Annotated in this window: 24 protein-coding genes and 1 tRNA gene; 21 read left to right on the top strand and 4 right to left on the bottom strand. The window is 59.1% G+C overall.

From position 1 onward, the window contains the following. The first annotated feature begins 6 nt into the window (after nucleotides 1–6). The 13 genes from hisD to tatC all read left to right on the top strand — a co-directional run bounded on the left by hisD (nucleotide 7) and on the right by tatC (nucleotide 9,366). The gene (hisD, locus tag IGW03_RS19985; RefSeq protein WP_194724302.1) at nucleotides 7–1,320 is read left to right on the top strand and encodes a histidinol dehydrogenase; all 1,314 of its coding nucleotides are present in this window, start codon (nucleotides 7–9) and stop codon (nucleotides 1,318–1,320) included. A gap of 94 nt (nucleotides 1,321–1,414) precedes the next feature. Next, the gene (locus tag IGW03_RS19980; RefSeq protein WP_194724301.1) at nucleotides 1,415–2,182 is read left to right on the top strand and encodes a DNA-methyltransferase; all 768 of its coding nucleotides are present in this window, start codon (nucleotides 1,415–1,417) and stop codon (nucleotides 2,180–2,182) included. 63 nt (nucleotides 2,183–2,245) lie between these two features. Beyond that, a complete protein-coding gene (gene hisC, locus IGW03_RS19975) occupies nucleotides 2,246–3,334 on the top strand; it encodes a histidinol-phosphate transaminase (RefSeq protein WP_194724300.1) in 1,089 nt (362 codons plus the stop codon). A gap of 18 nt (nucleotides 3,335–3,352) precedes the next feature. Then, nucleotides 3,353–3,949, top strand: coding sequence for an imidazoleglycerol-phosphate dehydratase HisB (gene hisB / locus IGW03_RS19970; RefSeq protein ID WP_194724299.1), 597 nt, complete (start codon nucleotides 3,353–3,355; stop codon nucleotides 3,947–3,949). Nucleotides 3,950–4,006: 57 nt separating this feature from the next. Beyond that, nucleotides 4,007–4,645: an imidazole glycerol phosphate synthase subunit HisH gene (gene hisH / locus IGW03_RS19965; RefSeq protein ID WP_194724298.1), complete on the top strand. Its 639-nt coding sequence runs from the start codon at nucleotides 4,007–4,009 to the stop codon at nucleotides 4,643–4,645. A 63-nt stretch (nucleotides 4,646–4,708) separates the two neighbouring features. Beyond that, entirely contained in the window at nucleotides 4,709–5,497 is a 789-nt protein-coding gene (hisA, locus tag IGW03_RS19960; RefSeq protein ID WP_194724297.1) for a 1-(5-phosphoribosyl)-5-[(5-phosphoribosylamino)methylideneamino]imidazole-4-carboxamide isomerase, read from the top strand. A gap of 2 nt (nucleotides 5,498–5,499) precedes the next feature. Continuing rightward, nucleotides 5,500–6,264 carry an imidazole glycerol phosphate synthase subunit HisF gene (gene hisF / locus IGW03_RS19955; protein ID WP_194724296.1) on the top strand — a complete coding sequence of 255 codons (765 nt, stop codon included), beginning with the start codon at nucleotides 5,500–5,502 and terminating at the stop codon, nucleotides 6,262–6,264. Next, nucleotides 6,261–6,665: a phosphoribosyl-AMP cyclohydrolase gene (gene hisI, locus IGW03_RS19950; protein WP_194724295.1), complete on the top strand. Its 405-nt coding sequence runs from the start codon at nucleotides 6,261–6,263 to the stop codon at nucleotides 6,663–6,665. Before hisF ends, hisI begins: the two co-directional genes overlap by 4 nt. 113 nt (nucleotides 6,666–6,778) lie before the next feature. Continuing rightward, nucleotides 6,779–7,117, top strand: a complete 339-nt coding sequence (locus IGW03_RS19945) for a phosphoribosyl-ATP diphosphatase (protein WP_194724294.1) — start codon at nucleotides 6,779–6,781, stop codon at nucleotides 7,115–7,117. Nucleotides 7,118–7,225: 108 nt separating this feature from the next. Further along, nucleotides 7,226–7,597, top strand: coding sequence for a histidine triad nucleotide-binding protein (locus IGW03_RS19940; protein ID WP_194724293.1), 372 nt, complete (start codon nucleotides 7,226–7,228; stop codon nucleotides 7,595–7,597). Nucleotides 7,598–7,653: 56 nt separating this feature from the next. Then, a complete protein-coding gene (gene tatA, locus IGW03_RS19935) occupies nucleotides 7,654–7,854 on the top strand; it encodes a Sec-independent protein translocase subunit TatA (RefSeq protein ID WP_194724292.1) in 201 nt (66 codons plus the stop codon). A gap of 69 nt (nucleotides 7,855–7,923) precedes the next feature. Then, nucleotides 7,924–8,409, top strand: a complete 486-nt coding sequence (gene tatB, locus IGW03_RS19930) for a Sec-independent protein translocase protein TatB (protein ID WP_194724291.1) — start codon at nucleotides 7,924–7,926, stop codon at nucleotides 8,407–8,409. Nucleotides 8,410–8,598: 189 nt separating this feature from the next. Further along, nucleotides 8,599–9,366 (top strand): twin-arginine translocase subunit TatC, encoded by a 768-nt coding sequence (gene tatC / locus IGW03_RS19925; RefSeq protein ID WP_194724290.1) that lies wholly within the window; start codon nucleotides 8,599–8,601, stop codon nucleotides 9,364–9,366. A 73-nt stretch (nucleotides 9,367–9,439) separates the two neighbouring features. Here the strand turns inward: tatC and IGW03_RS19920 are convergent, their stop codons facing one another. Beyond that, nucleotides 9,440–10,111, bottom strand: coding sequence for a DUF2461 domain-containing protein (locus IGW03_RS19920; protein ID WP_194724289.1), 672 nt, complete (start codon nucleotides 10,109–10,111; stop codon nucleotides 9,440–9,442). Between the two features lie 43 nt (nucleotides 10,112–10,154). Continuing rightward, nucleotides 10,155–11,318: a Do family serine endopeptidase gene (locus tag IGW03_RS19915; RefSeq protein ID WP_194724288.1), complete on the bottom strand. Its 1,164-nt coding sequence runs from the start codon at nucleotides 11,316–11,318 to the stop codon at nucleotides 10,155–10,157. A gap of 28 nt (nucleotides 11,319–11,346) precedes the next feature. Between IGW03_RS19915 and IGW03_RS19910 the strand changes: the two genes are divergently transcribed. Both IGW03_RS19910 and IGW03_RS19905 read left to right on the top strand, forming a co-directional pair. Then, complete coding sequence (locus IGW03_RS19910) at nucleotides 11,347–12,099, top strand: Nif3-like dinuclear metal center hexameric protein (protein WP_194724371.1); 753 nt, start codon at nucleotides 11,347–11,349, stop codon at nucleotides 12,097–12,099. A gap of 95 nt (nucleotides 12,100–12,194) precedes the next feature. Further along, nucleotides 12,195–12,893, top strand: coding sequence for a response regulator (locus tag IGW03_RS19905; RefSeq protein WP_194724287.1), 699 nt, complete (start codon nucleotides 12,195–12,197; stop codon nucleotides 12,891–12,893). 119 nt (nucleotides 12,894–13,012) lie between these two features. Here the strand turns inward: IGW03_RS19905 and mscL are convergent, their stop codons facing one another. Then, nucleotides 13,013–13,432 carry a large conductance mechanosensitive channel protein MscL gene (gene mscL / locus IGW03_RS19900; RefSeq protein ID WP_323745000.1) on the bottom strand — a complete coding sequence of 140 codons (420 nt, stop codon included), beginning with the start codon at nucleotides 13,430–13,432 and terminating at the stop codon, nucleotides 13,013–13,015. Nucleotides 13,433–13,721: 289 nt separating this feature from the next. Between mscL and petA the strand changes: the two genes are divergently transcribed. From petA to IGW03_RS19870, 6 genes are all read left to right on the top strand, one after another. Next, nucleotides 13,722–14,330 carry a ubiquinol-cytochrome c reductase iron-sulfur subunit gene (petA, locus tag IGW03_RS19895; protein WP_194724286.1) on the top strand — a complete coding sequence of 203 codons (609 nt, stop codon included), beginning with the start codon at nucleotides 13,722–13,724 and terminating at the stop codon, nucleotides 14,328–14,330. A 2-nt stretch (nucleotides 14,331–14,332) separates the two neighbouring features. Further along, entirely contained in the window at nucleotides 14,333–15,742 is a 1,410-nt protein-coding gene (locus IGW03_RS19890) for a cytochrome b (protein WP_194724285.1), read from the top strand. Nucleotides 15,743–15,766: 24 nt separating this feature from the next. Next, nucleotides 15,767–16,531, top strand: coding sequence for a cytochrome c1 (locus IGW03_RS19885; RefSeq protein WP_194724284.1), 765 nt, complete (start codon nucleotides 15,767–15,769; stop codon nucleotides 16,529–16,531). A 95-nt stretch (nucleotides 16,532–16,626) separates the two neighbouring features. Continuing rightward, on the top strand, nucleotides 16,627–17,238 hold the full coding sequence (locus IGW03_RS19880) for a glutathione S-transferase N-terminal domain-containing protein (protein ID WP_119769585.1): 612 nt from the start codon (nucleotides 16,627–16,629) through the stop codon (nucleotides 17,236–17,238). Between the two features lie 66 nt (nucleotides 17,239–17,304). Beyond that, a complete protein-coding gene (locus IGW03_RS19875) occupies nucleotides 17,305–17,793 on the top strand; it encodes a ClpXP protease specificity-enhancing factor (protein WP_194724283.1) in 489 nt (162 codons plus the stop codon). A gap of 26 nt (nucleotides 17,794–17,819) precedes the next feature. Then, nucleotides 17,820–17,895 (top strand) — tRNA-Thr (locus IGW03_RS19870). Nucleotides 17,896–18,065: 170 nt separating this feature from the next. Here IGW03_RS19870 and IGW03_RS19865 read toward each other — a convergent pair. After that, nucleotides 18,066–18,743: a hypothetical protein gene (locus IGW03_RS19865; protein WP_194724282.1), complete on the bottom strand. Its 678-nt coding sequence runs from the start codon at nucleotides 18,741–18,743 to the stop codon at nucleotides 18,066–18,068. Between the last annotated feature and the right edge of the window lie 290 nt (nucleotides 18,744–19,033).

The following is a 19,033-nucleotide window of genomic DNA, read 5'->3' as shown; positions in this document are numbered from 1 at the left end:
GACATCATGACCCTCCAGATTCGCAAACTCGATTCCAGCGTCTCCGATTTCAAGGCGCAGCTGTCCGCCGTGCTCGCGTTCGAAGCCAGCGAGGATGAAGCCATCGACCGCGCCGCCGCGCAGATCCTCGCCGACGTCAAGGCGCGCGGCGACGCCGCCGTGCTCGAGTACACCAACCGCTTCGACAAGCTCGACAGCGGCAGCGTCGCCAGCCTCGAGATCGGCAAGGAAGAGCTGCGCGCGGCTCTGGATGCGCTCGCGCCCGAGCGCCGGGCCGCGCTGCAAACCGCCGCCGACCGCGTTCGCGCCTATCACGAGCGGCAGAAGGCCGAAACCGGCAGCGACGGTTTCACCTACACCGAAGCCGACGGCACCGTGCTCGGCCAGAAAGTCACGCCGCTCGACCGCGTCGGCATCTACGTCCCCGGCGGCAAGGCCGCCTATCCGTCGTCGGTGCTGATGAATGCGATTCCGGCCAAGGTGGCCGGCGTGCAGGAAGTCATCATGGTGGTGCCCACGCCCAACGGCGTGAAGAACGAACTGGTGCTGGCCGCCGCCGCGATTGCCGGCGTCGACCGCGTGTTCACCATCGGCGGCGCGCAGGCGGTCGGCGCGCTGGCCTACGGCACGGCCACCATTCCGCAGGTCGACAAGATCGTCGGCCCGGGCAACGCCTATGTCGCCGCCGCCAAGCGGCGCGTGTTCGGCATCGTCGGCATCGACATGATCGCCGGCCCCTCCGAGATCCTGGTGCTGTGCGACGGCACGACCGACCCGGACTGGGTGGCGATGGACCTGTTCTCGCAGGCCGAGCATGACGAACTGGCGCAGTCCATCCTGGTCTGCCCGGACGACGCCTATATCGCCAAGGTCGAGGCCAGCATCAACCGCCTGCTCGACGCCATGCCGCGCAAGGAAGTGATCCGCACTTCGCTCACCAACCGCGGCGCGCTGGTCAAGGTGCGCGACATGGACGAAGCCTGCGAGATCGCCAACCTGATCGCGGCCGAACACCTGGAAATCTCGGCGGAAGAGCCGCAGCAGTGGGCCGACAAGGTGCGCCATGCGGGCGCGATGTTCCTGGGGCGCTTCTCGTCGGAATCGCTCGGCGACTACTGCGCCGGCCCCAACCACGTGCTGCCGACTTCCCGCACCGCGCGCTTTTCGTCGCCGCTGGGCGTCTACGATTTCCAGAAGCGTACCAGCATCATCCACGTCAGCGAAGCCGGCGCACAGACGCTGGGCAGGATCGCAGCAGAACTCGCCTACGGCGAAGGTTTGCAGGCACACGCCGGTTCGGCCGAGTACCGGCTCAAATGAAGGCGTCGGAAAGGCGCCGGATGGTCGCTGCTGCCAAGGCCGCGGGCGCCTTGCCGCAGCCGCAGGACGCACGCTCGTCTTCGGGTGAGCGGCAATGACGTCCTGGATCAACACCGTCCATTGCGAAGATGCGTTGCATGGCCTGGCCCGCATTCCCGACGGCAGCATCGATTTGCTAATCGCCGATCCGCCCTACGGCTTGGGTAAGGATTACGGCAACGATTCCGACAAGCGCGACGCCGAAGCCTATCTGCAATGGACCGAGGAGTGGGTCGATGCGGCGCTGCCCAAGCTCAAGGCCAACGGCAGCTTCTACATTTTCCTGACCTGGCGCTACTCGCCGGAAATCTTCGTCATGCTGAAAAAGCGCATGACCATGATCAACACCATCATCTGGGACCGCCGCGTGCCTTCGATGGGCGGCAGCACCCGCCGCTTCTCGTCGGTGCACGACACCATCGGCTTCTTCGCGAAGGCGCGGGATTATCATTTCGATCTCGACGCCGTGCGCATCCCGTATGATGCCGAGACCAAGAAGGCAAGATCGCGGTCGATTTTCGTCGGTGCCAAATGGCTGGAACTGGGCTACAACCCGAAGGATGTCTGGAGCGTGTCGCGCCTGCACCGCGAACACCGCGAGCGCGCCGATCATCCGACGCAGAAGCCGCTGGAAATCATCGAGCGCATGATCAAGGCGTCCTGTCCGCCCGACGGTGTTGTGCTCGATCCCTTCATGGGCAGCGGCACGACTGCGGTGGCGGCCAGGCGCTGCGGCCGGAATTTCGTCGGCTTCGAACTCAACGCCGAGTACTGCCGGCTGATCGAATCCCGTCTGGCGGCGCTGGACGACAAGGTTGCATGAACCCTTTTTTCGCGGCGCGCAGCTTGCTGCCTGCCGCTTTCTTCAGATCGAGATAAACCAACCATGTCCCTGATCGACAACATCATCCGAGCCGACGTGCGTGCGCTGGCGGCCTATCATGTGCCGGACTCCGCCGGCTTCATCAAGCTCGACGCGATGGAAAACCCGTACACGCTGCCGGAGCACCTGCGCAGCGCGCTCGGCCAGCGGCTCGCCGACGTGGCGATGAACCGCTATCCGGTGCCGTCCTACACCGAGCTCAAGCAGAAGATCTGCGCCGGCCTCGGCGTGCCCGGCGGTTATGACGTGGTCCTCGGCAACGGCTCCGACGAGCTGATCACCATGCTGTCGGTGGCCTGCGCGAAACCCGGCGCCAAGGTGCTGGCGCCCACGCCGGGCTTCGTCATGTATGCGATGTCGGCCAAGTTCGCCGGCCTCGAATTCGTCGGCGTGCCACTCAACCCGGACTTCAGCCTCGACAAGCCGGCGATGCTGGCCGCCATTGCCGAACACAAGCCCGCCATCATCTATCTGGCCTACCCCAACAATCCGACCGGCAACCTGTTCGATGAAAACGACATGGTCGAGATCATCCGGGCCGCGCAGGATACCGGCATCGTGGTGGTCGACGAGGCCTACCAGCCCTTCGCCCAGACCAGTTTCATGCCGCGCCTGCCGGAATTTGCTAATCTGGTGGTCATGCGCACCGTGTCCAAGCTCGGTCTGGCCGGCATCCGGCTGGGCTACATGTCGGCCGGCAGCGAACTGCTGGCGGAATTCGACAAGGTCCGGCCGCCGTACAACATCAATGTGCTGACCCAGGCCGCAGCCGAATTCGTGCTCGACCATGTGGATGTGCTCGATGAACAGGCGGCCAGTCTGCGGGAAGAGCGCACGCGCCTGGCGGCGGCATTGAGCGTGCTTCCGGGCGTCGAAGTGTTCCCGTCGGCAGCGAATTTCCTGCTGGTACGCGTTGTGCACGAAAAGACAAACAGCAATGCTGTTTTTTCCGCATTATTGGATCATAAGGTTTTGATCAAAAATGTCGGTAAAATGCACCCATTGCTGGAAAACTGCTTGCGGATTACCGTCAGCACCCCCGAAGAAAACCGCTTGCTGCTCGATGCCTTCATGGCATCGCTGGCTCCATAAATCATAGTAACTACTCACATGTCCACGCCCCGCGTTGCAGAGGTCACTCGCAATACCAACGAGACGCAAATCCGCGTCGCGATCAACCTCGACGGTACCGGTCAGCAAAAGCTCAATACCGGTGTTCCCTTCCTTGACCACATGCTCGACCAGATCGCCCGCCATGGCCTGATCGACCTCGACATCGAAGCCAAGGGCGACCTGCATATCGATGCCCACCATACGGTGGAAGACGTCGGCATCACGCTGGGCCAGGCGTTTGCCAAGGCCATCGGCGACAAGAAGGGCATCCGCCGCTACGGGCATGCCTACGTGCCGCTCGACGAAGCGCTGTCGCGCGTGGTTGTTGATTTCTCCGGACGTCCGGGTATCGAATTCCACGTGCCGTTCAAGCGCGCGATGATCGGTGCCTTCGATGTCGACCTGACGCATGAATTCTTCCAGGGCTTCGTCAATCACGCGCTGGTCACATTGCATATCGATAATCTGCGCGGCGAAAACGCGCACCATCAGTGCGAAACCGTATTCAAGGCATTCGGCCGCGCACTGCGCATGGCCGCCGAACTCGATCCGCGGGCGGCGGGAACGATTCCCTCGACCAAGGGCAGCCTGTAACGACGTAAATGACGTTGACGATATGGAAGGCGTACAGCGTCGATTGACATTTCAGACATGAACAAAATCGTTGTAGTGGATTACGGCATGGGCAACCTGCGCTCGGTAGCGCAGGCGCTGCGCCATGTCGCGCCGGAAGCCGATGTGCGCATTTCCGGCGAACTGGCCGATATCCGGGCCGCCGACCGCCTGGTCCTGCCGGGGCAGGGCGCGATGCCTGATTGCATGCGCTGCCTGCGCGAATCCGGCCTGCAGGAAGCCGTCATCGAATCGACCCGCACCAAGCCGCTCCTGGGCGTGTGTGTCGGCGAGCAGCTGCTGTTCGACCTGAGCGAGGAAGGCAATACGCCCGGCATCGGCCTGATTCCGGGAAAAGTCGTGCGTTTCCGCCTCGACGGCATGCTGCAGGAAGACGGATCGCGCTTCAAGGTGCCGCAGATGGGCTGGAACCGGGTCCGGCAGACGCTGTCCCATCCGCTGTGGAATGGCATTGCTGACAACAGTTACTTCTATTTCGTGCACAGCTATTATGCCCAGCCGGAAAATCGCGTTCATACTGCCGGCGAAACCGACTACGGTGCGCCCTTTGCATGCGCGGTCGCCAAAGATAATATATTCGCTACCCAGTTTCACCCGGAAAAGAGTGCTGCGGCAGGTTTGCAGCTTTACAAGAATTTTGCGCACTGGAATCCCTGATTCCGTAAAATTGTTTCTATTCCAACATCACTTTCGTCAACCCATTCCATTACACATGTAGCCATGCTGCTCATACCTGCCATCGACCTCAAGGACGGTCATTGCGTGCGCCTGAAACAGGGCGATATGGACCAAGCCACCGTGTTTTCCGAAGATCCCGCCGAAATGGCGCGGCACTGGTTGATGCAGGGTGCGCGCCGGCTGCACCTGGTCGACCTGAATGGCGCCTTCGCCGGCAAGCCGAAGAATGAAGCCGCGGTGAAATCCATCATCCAGGTCGTGCGCGAGTTTGCGATCGAAAACGACACCGACGAGATTCCGATCCAGCTCGGCGGCGGCATCCGCGACCTCGACACCATCGAGCGCTATCTCGACGACGGCTTGTCCTACATCATCATCGGCACGGCCGCGGTGAAGAATCCGGGCTTCCTGCATGATGCCTGCAGCGCCTTCCCGGGCCAGATCATCGTCGGCCTCGATGCCAAGGACGGCAAGGTCGCGACCGACGGCTGGAGCAAGCTCTCCGGCCATGAGGTGATCGACCTGGCAAAGAAGTTCGAGGACTACGGCTGCGAAGCCATCGTCTACACCGACATCGGCCGCGACGGCATGATGGCCGGCGTCAACATCGACGCCACCGTCAAGCTGGCGCAGAGCATGACCATCCCCGTGATCGCATCCGGCGGCGTTCACAACATCAAGGACGTCGAAGCGCTCTGCGCGGTCCAGGATGAAGGCATCGAAGGCGTGATCTGCGGCCGTTCCATCTACGAAGGCACGCTCGACCTGCGCGCCGCCCAGGAGCGCGCAGACGCCTTGAGCGGCGTCGAGGAAGAGACGGAAGAAGAGTAAGCATGTCCCTTGCAAAACGCATCATCCCTTGCCTCGACGTGACCGCAGGCCGCGTGGTCAAGGGCGTCAATTTCGTCGAACTGCGCGATGCCGGCGATCCGGTCGAAATCGCCCGCCGCTATGACGAGCAGGGCGCCGACGAACTGACCTTTCTCGACATCACCGCCACCTCCGATGGCCGCGACCTGATCCTGCACATCATCGAAGCGGTGGCCTCCCAGGTCTTCATTCCGCTGACCGTCGGTGGCGGCGTGCGCACCGTGGAAGATGTGCGCCGCCTGCTCAATGCCGGCGCCGACAAGATCAGCATCAACAGCACCGCCATTGCCAATCCGCAAATGGTGGCCGATGCCGCGCAGAAGTACGGCTCGCAATGCATCGTGGTGGCGATCGACGCCAAGCGCAAGGCGGAAGGCGGCTGGGAAGTCTTCACCCATGGCGGACGCAAGGCTACCGGCCTGGATGTGGTCGAGTGGGCCAAAAAGATGGAAGGCCTGGGCGTCGGTGAAATCCTGCTCACCAGCATGGACCGCGACGGCACCAAGAGCGGCTTCGATCTCGAACTGACGCGTGCCGTGTCGGATGCGATCTCTATTCCGGTGATCGCCTCGGGCGGCGTCGGCGGCCTCAAGGATCTCGCCGACGGCATTCAGGTCGGCAAGGCCGACGCGGTGCTGGCGGCCAGCATTTTCCATTACGGCCAGCACACCGTGCAGGAAGCGAAGAGCTTCATGTCCGGCCAGGGCATACCGATGAGGCTGGCATGAGCATCGCCGGCAAATGGCTGAACAAGGTGAAATGGGACGAGCACGGACTGGTTCCCGTGATTGCCCAGGAAGTCGGCACCAACGATGTGCTGATGTTCGCCTGGATGAACCGCGATGCGCTCGCCAGGACGGTCGAGCTGGGCGAGGCCGTGTACTGGAGCCGCTCCCGCAGGAAGCTGTGGCACAAGGGCGAGGAATCGGGCCATACGCAGAAAGTGCATGAGATCCGGCTCGATTGCGATGAAGACGTCGTGCTGCTGAAGGTCGAGCAGGTCGGCAAGATCGCCTGCCATACCGGCCGGCACTCCTGCTTCTTCCAGAAATTCGAAGGCGATTCGAACAGCGGCGACTGGCAGGCTGTCGATCCTGTCCTCAAGGACCCCGACGCCATCTACAAATAGCGGCATGCAGGAATGCATGCCGCTGGCCGCGCGATCGACGAATCAGCAGCAACGGCAAAACCACAGACATCAACAGACATCAACAGAGAGAAGGCGGTCATCCGTCTCCCGCCATGAGTGAAATCCTGAAACGCGTCGCCGACGTCATCGAATCCCGCAAGATCGCCAACGGCGGCGATCCTGAAAAATCCTATGTCGCGCGCCTGTTTTCCAAGGGCGACGATGCCATCCTGAAGAAAATCGGCGAGGAAGCCACCGAAACCGTGATGGCTGCAAAGGATGCGCGTGCCGGCGGCGATGTTTCCAAGGTGCTTTATGAATGCGCGGATCTCTGGTTTCACTCGATGGTGCTGCTTGCGCAATTCGATCTGAAGCCGCAGGACGTGATCGACGAGCTCGCGCGCCGTGAAGGACTGTCCGGCATCGAAGAGAAAGCCGCCCGGACAAAGTGACCGAAGTGACCAAAGTCACGCCTGGCCGCAGCAGCTTCGGGTTCACTGTTCCGCCATCGCACCATCCACAGTTTGCCATCGTCAACAGAACATCAAACAGGACAAATCATGACCGACTGTATCTTCTGCAAGATTGCCTCAAAACAGATTCCCACCAAGACTGTCTATGAAGATGACGACCTGATCGCGTTTCATGACATCAATCCTGCTGCGCCGGTTCATTTTTTAATTGTCCCGAAACAACATGTTGCTACACTAGCAGACTGCAGTGAAAGTCATTCCAAGTTGTTGGGTAAAATGATGCTGCTGGCGCCGAAGCTTGCGAAGGAGCAGGGCTGCGGTTACGTGGCGGCGGATGGCGGCGTGGGCACCGGCGGATTCAAGACACTGTTCAATACCGGACCCGACGGCGGACAGGAGGTGTACCATCTCCATCTGCATGTCATCGGCGGTCCGCGCCCCTGGCGCGGTGATCGCTGATCCGGTCCGCCGGCAACAGATTGAAATAGGGCGCTTGCGTCCATGAGGAGAAAGCAATGGGTTCATTTAGCATTTGGCACTGGCTGATCGTTCTGGTTGTCGTCATGCTGATTTTCGGCACCAAGAAGATCGGCAATATCGGTTCCGACCTCGGCAAGGCCGTCAAGGGTTTCAAGGATGGCGTCAAGGGCGACGAAGAGAAGGCTGCCGCCGACAAGGCAACCATCGATGTCGAAGCGAAAGAAAAGAAAAGCTGATCGCGGCGATGACGACATGCGCAGGACTCGCGTCCATGCCGCGAATGCAAACCTTGCCCGCTTCCCATCATGATTGATCTCGGCCTTTCCAAACTTGCGCTGATCGGCGTGGTCGCCCTGGTTGTTGTCGGACCCGAGCGCCTGCCGAAAGTCGCGCGCATGGCCGGCACGCTGTTCGGCCGCGCCCAGCGCTACATCAATGAAGTGAAGTCCGAAGTCAGCCGCGAGATCGAACTGGACGAGCTGCGCAAGATGCAGAAGGAAATGCAGGAGGCGGCTACCAGCGTCGAGCAGACCATCGCGCAGAATGTCGCCGAGATGCAGACCGAGGTGCAGGAGGCATTGGCCAATCCCCTGCTGGAACCGACGACGCCGGACCAGATCGCGGTGAAGGCCAAGGACTTCCGGAAGAAGAAACTGGCACGCAGTTCGGCCGTCCCTTCCTGGTACAAGAAGCAGAACGGGCGGCGCACCCATGTCATGTCGGGCGCGGCGCGGGTGGCCAGGTTCCGGCCTGCATCGGCGCGCAAGTCCACGGGCTCGTTTCATCAATGAGTCCCCTCCGGCTCTTGAGCCCTTAGTCCTTACTCCTTTGTCCTCTAGCCATCCAGCATGCCGATCCTGCAGACAATGCCGATCAGTTTCCCGAGCAAGGGCCATGCAGCCCTGCATGCCGGATGTTCCTCCCATCGCGGCCGGACCGGCCATGAAACCCTACGTATCACATTTGCATAACACCTCCGTATGATCAACGACGACGACACGGCTGGTGCCGGAGATACCTTCATTTCACACCTGGTGGAGTTGCGCAACCGGGTCATGCGGGCATCCATTGCGATCATTATCGTGTTCCTGTGCCTGATGCCATGGGCCGGCAGCATCTACGACATTCTCGCAATGCCGATGATGATCGCTCTGCCTCCGGGCAGCAAGATGATCGCAACCGGGGTGATCACTCCCTTCCTCATTCCGGTGAAGGTCACGCTGCTGCTGGCGTTCCTGATTGCATTGCCGGTGGTGCTTTACCAGGCATGGGCCTTCGTCGCACCCGGTTTGTATGCCCATGAAAAGAAGCTGGTCGCGCCTTTGGTGGTGTCGTCCTCGCTGCTGTTCATCGCCGGCGTCGCCTTCTGCTATTTCTTCGTCTTCGGCGTGATCTTCAAGTTCGTCAATGAATTCGCGCCGGCATCGATCAGCGTCGCGCCGGATATCGAAAGTTATTTCGGTTTCGTGATGACGCTGTTCATCGCGTTCGGCGTCACCTTCGAAGTGCCGATCGTGGTGATCGTGCTGGTGCGCATGGGCCTGGTGACGGTGGAAAAACTCAAGGAAGTGCGTCCCTATGTGATCGTCGGCGCTTTCGTCATTGCCGCGGTCGTCACGCCGCCCGATATCATGAGCCAGCTGCTGCTGGCGGTTCCGATCTGCCTGCTGTTCGAAGTCGGCCTGCTGATCGCGCCGGTATTCGCCCGGGCGACACGGGCGCCGGAAGAAGCCAGCGATCAGGCCTGATTTTCCAGCGCGATAAGGTACCAAAAACAAAGGCCGGCATTTGCGGCCTTTGTTTTTGGTCGGGTGGTTTCCGTTACTTGGCTTGCCGCAGCCAATGCACGAGAGGATAGGCATCCTTGAAGCCGGACACGATTTCCTTGCCCAGATCGGCGGGAATCGCCTTCTTCAGGCTGCGCTCCTTCCAGACGATGAAACTCTTGTGCTTGATGTACTCGAGATGCGGCACATCGGCATCGAAGCCTTTCGGCGGCCGCGACAGCTTGCCCTCGTCCTGAAGGTCGCCGTAGGTCTCCTTCAGCTTCCGGTTCTTCAATACCTTGGAAAACCCCGCCGCATCGGCGACCACATGCTGGCGGATCGCGCGCAGGCGGTCGGAAGGCGGCATGTATTCGCCGCCGGCGAACAGCAGCGTTCCCTCGGCGTCGACATGGAAATAATAGGCCGGACCGCCGCCCTGGCTCGGCTTTTTCAGGCCGCTTGCCGTCAGCGCTGCGGAAAACGTCGTCTTGTAAGGGCTCTTGTCCTTGGAGAAGCGCATGTCGCGGTTGATGCGGAACAGCGCCTTTTTCGGATTGCAGCCCGCCACCTCCGGATCGAACTTCACGATCTGGGGAATCATGCCGGTCACCAGTTCAAGGAATTCTGCACGGAGGATGTCATAGCGCGGCTTGTTCATGACGAACCAGGCGCGGTTGTTGTTCTCGCTCAGTTCGGAAAGAAATTGAATCAGGTCGCGTGTATGCATGTAGGGATTCCTTGGAAGAAGACGCTCATGGCGCTCACTGCGCTCACTCCTGCTCTTCGCGCCGCGGCTTCGGCCGCTTGCCGACGGTAACTTCGATCGTCGATTCCTGCGTCTTGCGCAATACCGTCATCCGGGCCTTGTTGCCCGGCGTGAGCTGCGCGATCAGGTTGAGCATGTCGGTGGTGTCGCTGACCGCCTTGCCTTCGACCGCCACCAGGATGTCGCCGGGGCGCATGCCTGCCTTGTCGGCCGGGCCGTTCTTGAGCACGCCGGCAATGATGGCGCCCGACTTGCGGGTCAGGCCGAAGCTCTCCGCAAGTTCCGGCGTGATGTCCTGCGGTTCGACGCCGATCCAGCCGCGCACTTTCTGTCCCGTCGCGATGATGGATTCCATCACGTCCTTGACCGTGGTGACCGGAATCGCGAAGCCGATGCCGAGCGAGCCGCCGCTGCGCGAATAGATCGCGGTATTGATGCCGAGCAGGTGGCCGCTGGTATCGATCAGCGCACCGCCGGAGTTGCCGGGATTGATGGCGGCATCGGTCTGGATGAAATTCTCGAAGGTATTGATGCCGAGATGGTTGCGCCCCAGGGCCGAGACGATGCCCATGGTCACGGTCTGCCCCACGCCGAAAGGATTGCCGATGGCAAGCACCACATCGCCCACCCGTGCCTGATCGGCATTGCCGAGCGTAATGGCGGGCAGATTCGGCAGGTCGATCTTCACCACCGCAAGGTCGGTTTCCGGATCGGTGCCGACCACCTTGGCCACGGCCTTGCGGCCGTCCGCCAGCGCGACTTCGATTTCGTCGGCGGTCTCGATGACATGGTTGTTGGTCAGCACATAGCCCTGCGGACTGATCACCACGCCGGAGCCCAGGCTGAACTGCCTGTCCTCCTGCTGGTCGCCGAAGAAGCGGCGGAACAGCGGATCGTCCATGAAGGGCGTCTTGGGCTGGCGCGCGCCCTTGGTGGTGAAGATATTCACCACCGCCGGCATCGCCAGCCTTGCTGCTTCGCGGTAGGAATCCTGAGCCGGGGCCGAAGACGGTGCCTGAAGAATTTGTGCCGGCGAGGTCACCACAGGCTTGCCGCGGGAGCCGCCAAGCAGGCTGACAGCCCATTCCGGCTTCAGGCTCGCTACAATGAACCAGAGCGCCAGGCCGACGGTAACGGTTTGGGCGAACAATAGCCAGAGACGTCGCATATTAAGGATAACGGTGATGCATAAAACGATGAGTAGGGAAGGGCTTGCAAAACATCTGGAGCAAACGCTCGATATTAACCGTTTTCGCGACTATTGCCCAAACGGCTTGCAAGTCGAAGGACGCGGCGAAATCCGCAAGATCGTCACCGGCATCACCGCCAGCCTGGCCCTGCTGGAGGCGGCCGCTGCGGCCGGCGCGGATGCCATCATCGTGCATCATGGCTACTTCTGGAAGGGCGAGGATGCGCGCGTGATCGGCCCCAAGCACCGGCGCCTCAAGTTGCTGCTGACGCATGACGTCAACCTGTTCGCCTATCACCTGCCGCTCGACATGCATCCGGAATTCGGCAACAACGTCCAGCTGGCCAGGCAGCTCGACCTGGTGCCGGACGGGCGCTTCGGCGACGACAGCCTCGGATGGCTCGGTTTCGCGCAGGATGCCGGACTGAAAACCGTAGGCGATCTTGCCGGGCATGTCGCTGCAAGATTGCAGCGCGCGCCGCTGCTGATCGGCGACCCGGCGCAGCCGCTGGGCCGCATAGGATGGTGTACCGGTGCCGCGCACAGCATGCTGGGCAACGCGATCGCCGCCGGTGCGTCAGTCTATCTGAGCGGAGAAATTTCGGAGCCGACGGTTCATCTGGCGCGAGAGGCCGGCGTTGCCTATCTCGCATGCGGACATCATGCGACCGAGCGCTACGGCGTAAAGTCCCTGGGCGAGCATCTGGCCAGTCATTTCGATATCGAGCATGAGTTTATTGATATCGATAATCCCGTCTGAATCCTCTCCGAATCCTTCCGACGGCGGCAATAAACCGAAAGTTGGTCATGCCGATCCGAGGATGCAGGTATGATTGCGCTTGGTAAGGAGTAATTATGGTGCAAGAAACATCGCGCGAGCCGATCGGCGTAATGATCGTGGAAGACGACGCAGTCACGCGCAAGGCGCTGTCGCTCGCCATCGAATCGGACCCGAGGCTCAAGCTGCTCGACGCGGTCGAGAGCGTCAAGGATGCGCTGGCATGGCTGGATGTCAATGTGCCCCAGGTGCTGATGACCGACCTCGGCCTTCCCGACGGATCGGGAATCGAGGTCATTCATGCCTGCACCAGCCGGCATCCGCAAACCGACATCATGGTCGTCACCATGTCGAGCGACGAAGCCAATGTGCTGGCCTGCATCGAAGCCGGCGCGTCAGGCTATGTGCTCAAGGATGCCGGCAAGACCGACATCGCCCGCGCGGTGCTCGATCTGCGTTCGGGCGGCGCACCCATGAGCCCGGCGATTGCGCGCATGGTGCTGGCCAAGGTCCGCGGCGACAAGAAGCCGGTTGCGGCAAGAGAGCAGGACCCGGCCACCAGCCTGACCAAGCGCGAGTCGGCAATTCTGGACCTGATCGCCCGCGGCGACAGCTATGGCGAAGTTGCCAAGATTCTTTCCGTTTCCGTGGGCACGGTTCAGACCCATATCAAGAACATCTACGGCAAGCTGGCCGTCCATTCCCGCGGCGAAGCCGTTTTCGAAGCCCATCGCCGCGGATTGCTGCAGATCGGGCAGCCGCGCGTTCCCAAGTGATACCAATCCCAAGGCATGTTATGCCTTGGGATTGGTATAAGTCCATAGGCCAGAAACTCGCCCCGTCCCGAATCTCTCCCTGGCATGACCCGGGATCGAGCAAGCCCTGCGCGTTGAGTTTATCGCTTCAATGAATCCCGAATTTCCCTCAGAAGCACGATATCTTCGGGCGTTGGTACCGGAGCCGCTTCCGCCTCGGGCTCCTTGCGCCTGGCCTTGTTGACAAGGCGAACCATCTGGAAAATGATGAATGCCAGTATCAGGAAGTTCAGCAGGATGGTCATGAAATTGCCGTAGGCCAGGACCGCGCCGGCTTTCTTGGCTTCGGCCAGCGTCATGGCCGTTCCCTGGCCATTGAGCGGCAGGTAATAGTTGGAAAAATCGAGGCCGCCGACTACCCGGCCGACGACAGGCATGATTACGTCCTGCACCATCGAATCGACGATCTTGCCGAACGCAGCGCCGATGATGACACCCACCGCCAAGTCGATCACGTTCCCCTTGATTGCAAAAGCTTTGAATTCCTGCAGCATCCCCATCGGTTTTCCTTTCCTCTTCCGTAATGTCGTCAGCGGTATGCATGGTTGATCCGGATTCCGGCAACCAAGGCGCATGCATGCGTCATTCTTGCAGAAAATCCAAGATTTTCGAAGTTGAAAGACTGGAAATGCTCCAGAAAAGCGTTACCGATAAACAAAAAGTTCCCGTAATTTTCGTGCGGGAAAAGGGTTTCCCTTTAATTCAGTACAAGCGTCCGTTATAATCTAAGGTTGCTAGAAGTTTCGTACAGATTTCGTATATTTCGTATAAATAAAAAGTGGGGTTGGTATGAGTAACGAAAAGCAGGTCGATTCCGGTCGGCGGGGCTTGCTTGCCGCGACATGTGCGGTAGGCGGGGTGGCCGGACTGGCCACAGCGGGGGCCTTTGTCTCCACTTTCCAGCCGTCCGAGCGAGCAAAAGCCGCCGGTGCTCCGGTTGAGGTCGATATTGCCGGCCTCGCCCCGGGAGAGCTGAGAACCGTCGAATGGCGCGGCAAACCCGTATGGATCCTCAAGCGCTCGCCGGAAATGGTTGCATCGCTGAAGAAGACCGATGGCGAAGTCGCCGACCCCAAGTCGGAACGCAATCCCGACGAACTGACCCCCGAATACGCCCGCAACGAATACCGCTCGCGCAAGCCCGACATCCTCGTCGCCGTCGGCATCTGCTCGCATCTCGGCTGCTCCCCGACCACCAAGCTGCAGCCCGGACCGCAGCCCTCGCTGCCCGACGACTGGCAGGGCGGCTTCCTCTGCCCGTGCCACGGCTCGACCTTCGACCTGGCCGGCCGCGTCTACAAGAACAAGCCTGCACCTGACAACCTGCAGGTGCCGCCGCACATGTATGTCGGCGACACCAAACTCGTGATCGGAAAAGACGAGAAAGGCGAAGCATAATCATGGCGACACAACAAAAACCGACACCGACCGGTACGCCTGTTCCGCTGTCAGGCAAGGCGCTGGCATGGATCGACGAGCGCTTCCCGCTGACATCGACCTGGAAAGCCCATATCTCCGAATACTACGCACCGAAGAATTTCAACTTCTGGTACATGTTCGGCTCGCTCGCGCTGCTGGTGCTCGTGATCCAGATCGTGACAGGCATTTTCCTGGTCATGCATTACAAGCCTGATGCCAATCTCGCATTCGCATCGGTCGAGTACATCATGCGCGACGTGCCCTGGGGCTGGCTGGTGCGCTACATGCACTCCACCGGCGCATCGGCTTTCTTCATCGTCGTCTATCTGCACATGACGAAGGCCCTCCTGTACGGTTCCTACCGCAAGCCGCGCGAACTGCTGTGGCTGTTCGGCGTGGGCATCTTCCTGTGCCTGATGGCGGAAGCCTTCTTCGGCTACCTGCTTCCCTGGGGCCAGATGTCCTACTGGGGCGCGCAGGTGATCGTCAACCTGTTCGGCGCAATTCCCTTCATCGGTCCCGACCTGTCGCTCTGGATCCGCGGCGACTACGTGGTGTCCGATGCAACGCTGAACCGCTTCTTCTCCCTGCATGTCATCGCGATTCCGCTCGTGCTGATCGGCCTGGTCGTTGCTCACATCGTCGCACTGCATGAAGTGGGTTCCAACAATCCGGACGGCGTGGAAATCAAGAAGCACAAGGATGCCAACGGCGTGCCCCTAGACGGCATTCCCTTCCATCCCTATTACACGGTGCATGACGTATTCGGTGTCGCGATCTTCCTGATCGTGTTCAGCGCCGTGGTCTTCTTCGCTCCGGAAATGGGCGGCTACTTCCTCGAGTACAACAACTTCATTCCGGCCGATCCGCTGAAGACGCCCCCGCATATCGCACCGGTCTGGTACTTCACGCCGTTCTACTCGATCCTGCGTGCAACCACATCGCAGTTCATGTACGCGCTTGAGATCGGCGTGATCGCGTATGTCGCCCTGATCATGATGAAGTCCCGTCTTGCCGGCGGCATCAAGATTGCGATTGCAGTCATCGGTGCGGTCGCCGTGATCGCGATGTTCGTCTTCGACGCCAAGTTCTGGGGCGTGGTGCTGATGGGCGTGTCGGTGCTGATCCTGGCTGCGCTGCCGTGGCTCGACCATTCGCCGGCGAAGTCCATCCGCTATCGTCCGACATGGCATGGCTACGTGTACCTGGTATTCGGTATCGCCTTCCTGGCACTGGGCTATCTCGGCGTTCAGCCGCCGACTCCGGTCGGCACGCTGGTTGCCCAGATCTGCACCTTCATCTACTTCGGCTTCTTCCTGCTGATGCCGTGGTGGAGCACGATGGGCAGCTTCAAGCCCGTGCCGGACCGTGTCACATTCCAGCCGCACTAAGCCGCAAAAAGGGATAACAAAACCATGAAATTGTTGAAGAAATTCATTGCGGTCATGGCACTTGTGCCGGCGATGGCGATTGCCTCCGAAGCAACATTTCCGCTGGACTCGGCGCCGGACCGCACCAAGGATTTGCCCTCCTTGCAGAACGGCGCCAAGCTGTTCGTCAATTACTGTCTGAACTGCCATTCTGCCGCGGCAATGCGCTACAACCGGCTGCGTGACATCGGCCTGACCGACGAGCAGATCAAGAACAATCTGCTGTTCACATCGGAAAAGGTCGGTGATCTGATGACGGTAGCCATGCCTGCCAAGGATGCCAAGACCTGGTTCGGCGCGGTTCCGCCGGATCTGTCCGTGATTGCCCGGGCGAAGGCTTCCAGCGAAGGTTCCGGCGCAGACTGGCTCTACACCTACCTGCGCACCTTCTACAAGGACGATACGCGCCCGACAGGCTGGAACAACCTCGTGTTTCCGAACGTCGGCATGCCGCACGTGATGTGGGAACTGCAAGGTGTGCGTGCAGCCAAATTCGTTGAAGAGAAGGACCCGCACGACGCCGCCAAGGTCGTTCACAAGTTCGCAGGTTTCGAACAGGTGAAGCCGGGAACGATGTCTGCGATCGACTTCGACAACGCAACTGCCGACCTGGTCTCGTATCTGAACTGGATGGGTGAGCCCGCACAGAACAGCCGCAAGCGTCTTGGCGTCGTCGTTCTGCTTTTCCTCAGCTTCTTCCTGCTGCTGGCATGGCGATTGAACGCGTCGTACTGGAAAGACGTCAAGTAGCAATTTTCGGCCTGTCAATCCGAAGAGAATGACAGGCGTTTTTTCTGGGGTGAGCCGTCCGACGTCTCACCCCTTTGTTTCTAAGGAACTACAACATGATGGTTCTCTATTCGGGCACAACCTGCCCCTTTTCCCAGCGTTGCCGTCTCGTCTTGTTCGAGAAGGGCATGGATTTCGAAATCCGCGATGTTGACCTTTTCAACAAGCCGGAAGACATTTCCGTCATGAATCCGTACGGCCAGGTGCCCATCCTCGTGGAGCGCGACCTGATCCTGTACGAATCCAATATCATCAACGAGTACATCGACGAGCGCTTTCCGCATCCGCAGCTGATGCCGGCGGATCCGCTGATGCGCGCCCGTGCACGCCTGATGCTGTTCAATTTCGAAAAGGAATTGTTCGTTCATGTCCATACGCTGGAGAACGACAAGTCCAAGGGCTCGGAAAAAGTGCACGAAAAGGCACGCGCCGAAATCCGTGATCGCCTGACGACGCTGGCTCCCTTGTTCCTGAAGAACAAGTACATGCTCGGCGACGAATTCTCGATGCTCGACGTCGCGGTGGCTCCGCTGCTGTGGCGTCTTGATCACTACGGCATCGAACTCTCGAAGACAGCGGCGCCTCTGATGAAGTATGCGGAACGTATCTTCTCCCGTCCTGCCTATATCGAAGCACTGACGCCCTCTGAAAAGGTAATGCGACGCTGATTGGATGCGCCATCCGTCTCTTCTGACAGGTGGCGCATTCGCATTTGCATTTGCGGCCAGGAAGCCATGTCCGAAATCTCTACAAAACCCTATCTGCTGCGCGCGATCTATGAGTGGTGTACCGACAACGGATACACGCCTTATCTCGCCGCCGCTGTCGATGCGCATACGCGTGTGCCGCGCGAGTTCGTCAAGAACGGCGAAATCGTGCTGAACATCAGCTTCACCGCAACCAGCGGATTGAAGATGGAAAATGACGTCGTCAGCTTCAATGCGCGGTTTGGCGGAGTTTCCCGCGAAATCGTGATTCCTGTCGACAACGTCGTTGCCATTTACGCTCGGGAGAATGGCCAGGGCATGGCCTTTGAGGTCACCAGCCATCCGGCCCGCGATGAAGAGCCGCAGGTCGCGGACGAGGCATCGAAAGGGCCGACTCTGTCCGCTGTACCGTCCGGCGACGACGAGGCCGCAGCTTCTCCGGATGGCACCGGTCCGGATGACGACAACGATCCGCCAAAAAAAGGCGGAAGACCTACCCTAACTCGCATCAAATAGCGTATAATTCGGGTCTTCAAGTTTTCGCCGGCTTAGCTCATTTGGTAGAGCAGTTGACTTGTAATCATCAGGTGGCCAGTTCGAATCCGGCAGCCGGCACCAATAAAAACCCGTGAATAGAAATATTCACGGGTTTTTTCGTATGCAGGCGTCGTTAAAGGGTTTTTATAGATATAGCAAAAATATTTTTGTTTTCACTGCATTCCTCCAAAACAAAGTTCGTTTTCGTAGAGTTATAACGCTATGAATGACAGAAATTGGTGTTATTAAAATCAACTAGGAAGTGAAACCGCACGACTGGATCGCATAGTCTGCGCGTGAGCGTAGAGTTCAGCAACGTGTTCCATCCATTGTGCAGTTGCTGTCATGCGTATAGCCAAAAGGTAAAGGCAAACAAAAGAGATGCCAATCCATTGGTATGGGCCAAATACCATACCTTCGTTTATCACTTTGGCATAAGAAAGATAGGTAGTCACAGCAACAGGTATGACACCAATCTTGTCTAACGCACCAACTAGCAAGCCGATTCGTTCACGAATTTGTCTTGCCATCGTTATATACATCACCTTCGCGTAGTTCAGATGATGTACTTCGAAAGATATAGATAGTTGATGAATCAAGTCCATGTCATCGTTGAATGCTTCGGCTAGTGGACTTGAAACCTCTCGCTCGGGATTCTTTAGCTTAATAACCTCTGGAACGAGCTGTGCAACTTGGTATGCCAAGGCGCTAATGGACGCGCCCGATATGGAAATCAAAGATAGCCATCCAAGCCACTCTAGTTGGTAGTAGCGGAAAAGGATGCCTGCGATAACGCCCGATATCAATGAGGCAATAGAGCCGATAAAGAACACCTTCTGGCAGGTATTTTCATAAAGCCGGAGACGAAAATCTCTCGTTTTGCGCTCAAGGACGATTGCTACAACATCACTTGGAGTAATGATCTTCATATAAGCTAATGTACAGTGCGCCGTTATAATAACTGTTCGCTAGGTACAGCCAAAATTTTCTAATCAGGTTCAATAGTGCTTTCTTCTCTTACGTATATTCTTGGCACCTTACCGCAGTGATCCACTGCAATAAAAAACCCGTGAATAGAAATATTCACGGGTTTTTGTAACGACCCACTGAAAACCTGCTCAGGTGATAATCACGAAAGGAAATCACATGAGCATGACGATGGAAGAAGAATTCAAACGGTGGACGGCCAAGCGCAAGGCTGCGTTGGTTACCGAAATTA

It is taken from the genome of Noviherbaspirillum malthae (genome assembly GCF_015352985.1).
Taxonomy (GTDB): domain Bacteria; phylum Pseudomonadota; class Gammaproteobacteria; order Burkholderiales; family Burkholderiaceae_D; genus Noviherbaspirillum; species Noviherbaspirillum malthae.
The sequence above is the reverse complement of the archived record's forward strand: the minus strand, read 5'-3'. Positions and strand labels throughout refer to the sequence as shown.

Coding starts and splice junctions, on each gene's coding strand:
- tatB (WP_194724291.1), top strand. CDS start 7,924: ATGATTGATCTCGGCCTTTCCAAACTTGCGCTGATCGGCGTGGTCGCC.
- hisH (WP_194724298.1), top strand. CDS start 4,007: ATGAACAAAATCGTTGTAGTGGATTACGGCATGGGCAACCTGCGCTCG.
- hisA (WP_194724297.1), top strand. CDS start 4,709: ATGCTGCTCATACCTGCCATCGACCTCAAGGACGGTCATTGCGTGCGC.
- hisI (WP_194724295.1), top strand. CDS start 6,261: ATGAGCATCGCCGGCAAATGGCTGAACAAGGTGAAATGGGACGAGCAC.
- hisC (WP_194724300.1), top strand. CDS start 2,246: ATGTCCCTGATCGACAACATCATCCGAGCCGACGTGCGTGCGCTGGCG.
- IGW03_RS19890 (WP_194724285.1), top strand. CDS start 14,333: ATGGCGACACAACAAAAACCGACACCGACCGGTACGCCTGTTCCGCTG.
- IGW03_RS19980 (WP_194724301.1), top strand. CDS start 1,415: ATGACGTCCTGGATCAACACCGTCCATTGCGAAGATGCGTTGCATGGC.
- IGW03_RS19865 (WP_194724282.1), bottom strand. CDS start 18,743: ATGAAGATCATTACTCCAAGTGATGTTGTAGCAATCGTCCTTGAGCGC.
- tatC (WP_194724290.1), top strand. CDS start 8,599: ATGATCAACGACGACGACACGGCTGGTGCCGGAGATACCTTCATTTCA.
- IGW03_RS19940 (WP_194724293.1), top strand. CDS start 7,226: ATGACCGACTGTATCTTCTGCAAGATTGCCTCAAAACAGATTCCCACC.
- IGW03_RS19945 (WP_194724294.1), top strand. CDS start 6,779: ATGAGTGAAATCCTGAAACGCGTCGCCGACGTCATCGAATCCCGCAAG.
- IGW03_RS19910 (WP_194724371.1), top strand. CDS start 11,347: ATGAGTAGGGAAGGGCTTGCAAAACATCTGGAGCAAACGCTCGATATT.
- IGW03_RS19880 (WP_119769585.1), top strand. CDS start 16,627: ATGATGGTTCTCTATTCGGGCACAACCTGCCCCTTTTCCCAGCGTTGC.
- IGW03_RS19875 (WP_194724283.1), top strand. CDS start 17,305: ATGTCCGAAATCTCTACAAAACCCTATCTGCTGCGCGCGATCTATGAG.
- IGW03_RS19920 (WP_194724289.1), bottom strand. CDS start 10,111: ATGCATACACGCGACCTGATTCAATTTCTTTCCGAACTGAGCGAGAAC.
- hisD (WP_194724302.1), top strand. CDS start 7: ATGACCCTCCAGATTCGCAAACTCGATTCCAGCGTCTCCGATTTCAAG.
- hisF (WP_194724296.1), top strand. CDS start 5,500: ATGTCCCTTGCAAAACGCATCATCCCTTGCCTCGACGTGACCGCAGGC.
- IGW03_RS19915 (WP_194724288.1), bottom strand. CDS start 11,318: ATGCGACGTCTCTGGCTATTGTTCGCCCAAACCGTTACCGTCGGCCTG.
- petA (WP_194724286.1), top strand. CDS start 13,722: ATGAGTAACGAAAAGCAGGTCGATTCCGGTCGGCGGGGCTTGCTTGCC.
- IGW03_RS19905 (WP_194724287.1), top strand. CDS start 12,195: ATGGTGCAAGAAACATCGCGCGAGCCGATCGGCGTAATGATCGTGGAA.
- mscL (WP_323745000.1), bottom strand. CDS start 13,432: ATGGGGATGCTGCAGGAATTCAAAGCTTTTGCAATCAAGGGGAACGTG.
- IGW03_RS19885 (WP_194724284.1), top strand. CDS start 15,767: ATGAAATTGTTGAAGAAATTCATTGCGGTCATGGCACTTGTGCCGGCG.
- hisB (WP_194724299.1), top strand. CDS start 3,353: ATGTCCACGCCCCGCGTTGCAGAGGTCACTCGCAATACCAACGAGACG.
- tatA (WP_194724292.1), top strand. CDS start 7,654: ATGGGTTCATTTAGCATTTGGCACTGGCTGATCGTTCTGGTTGTCGTC.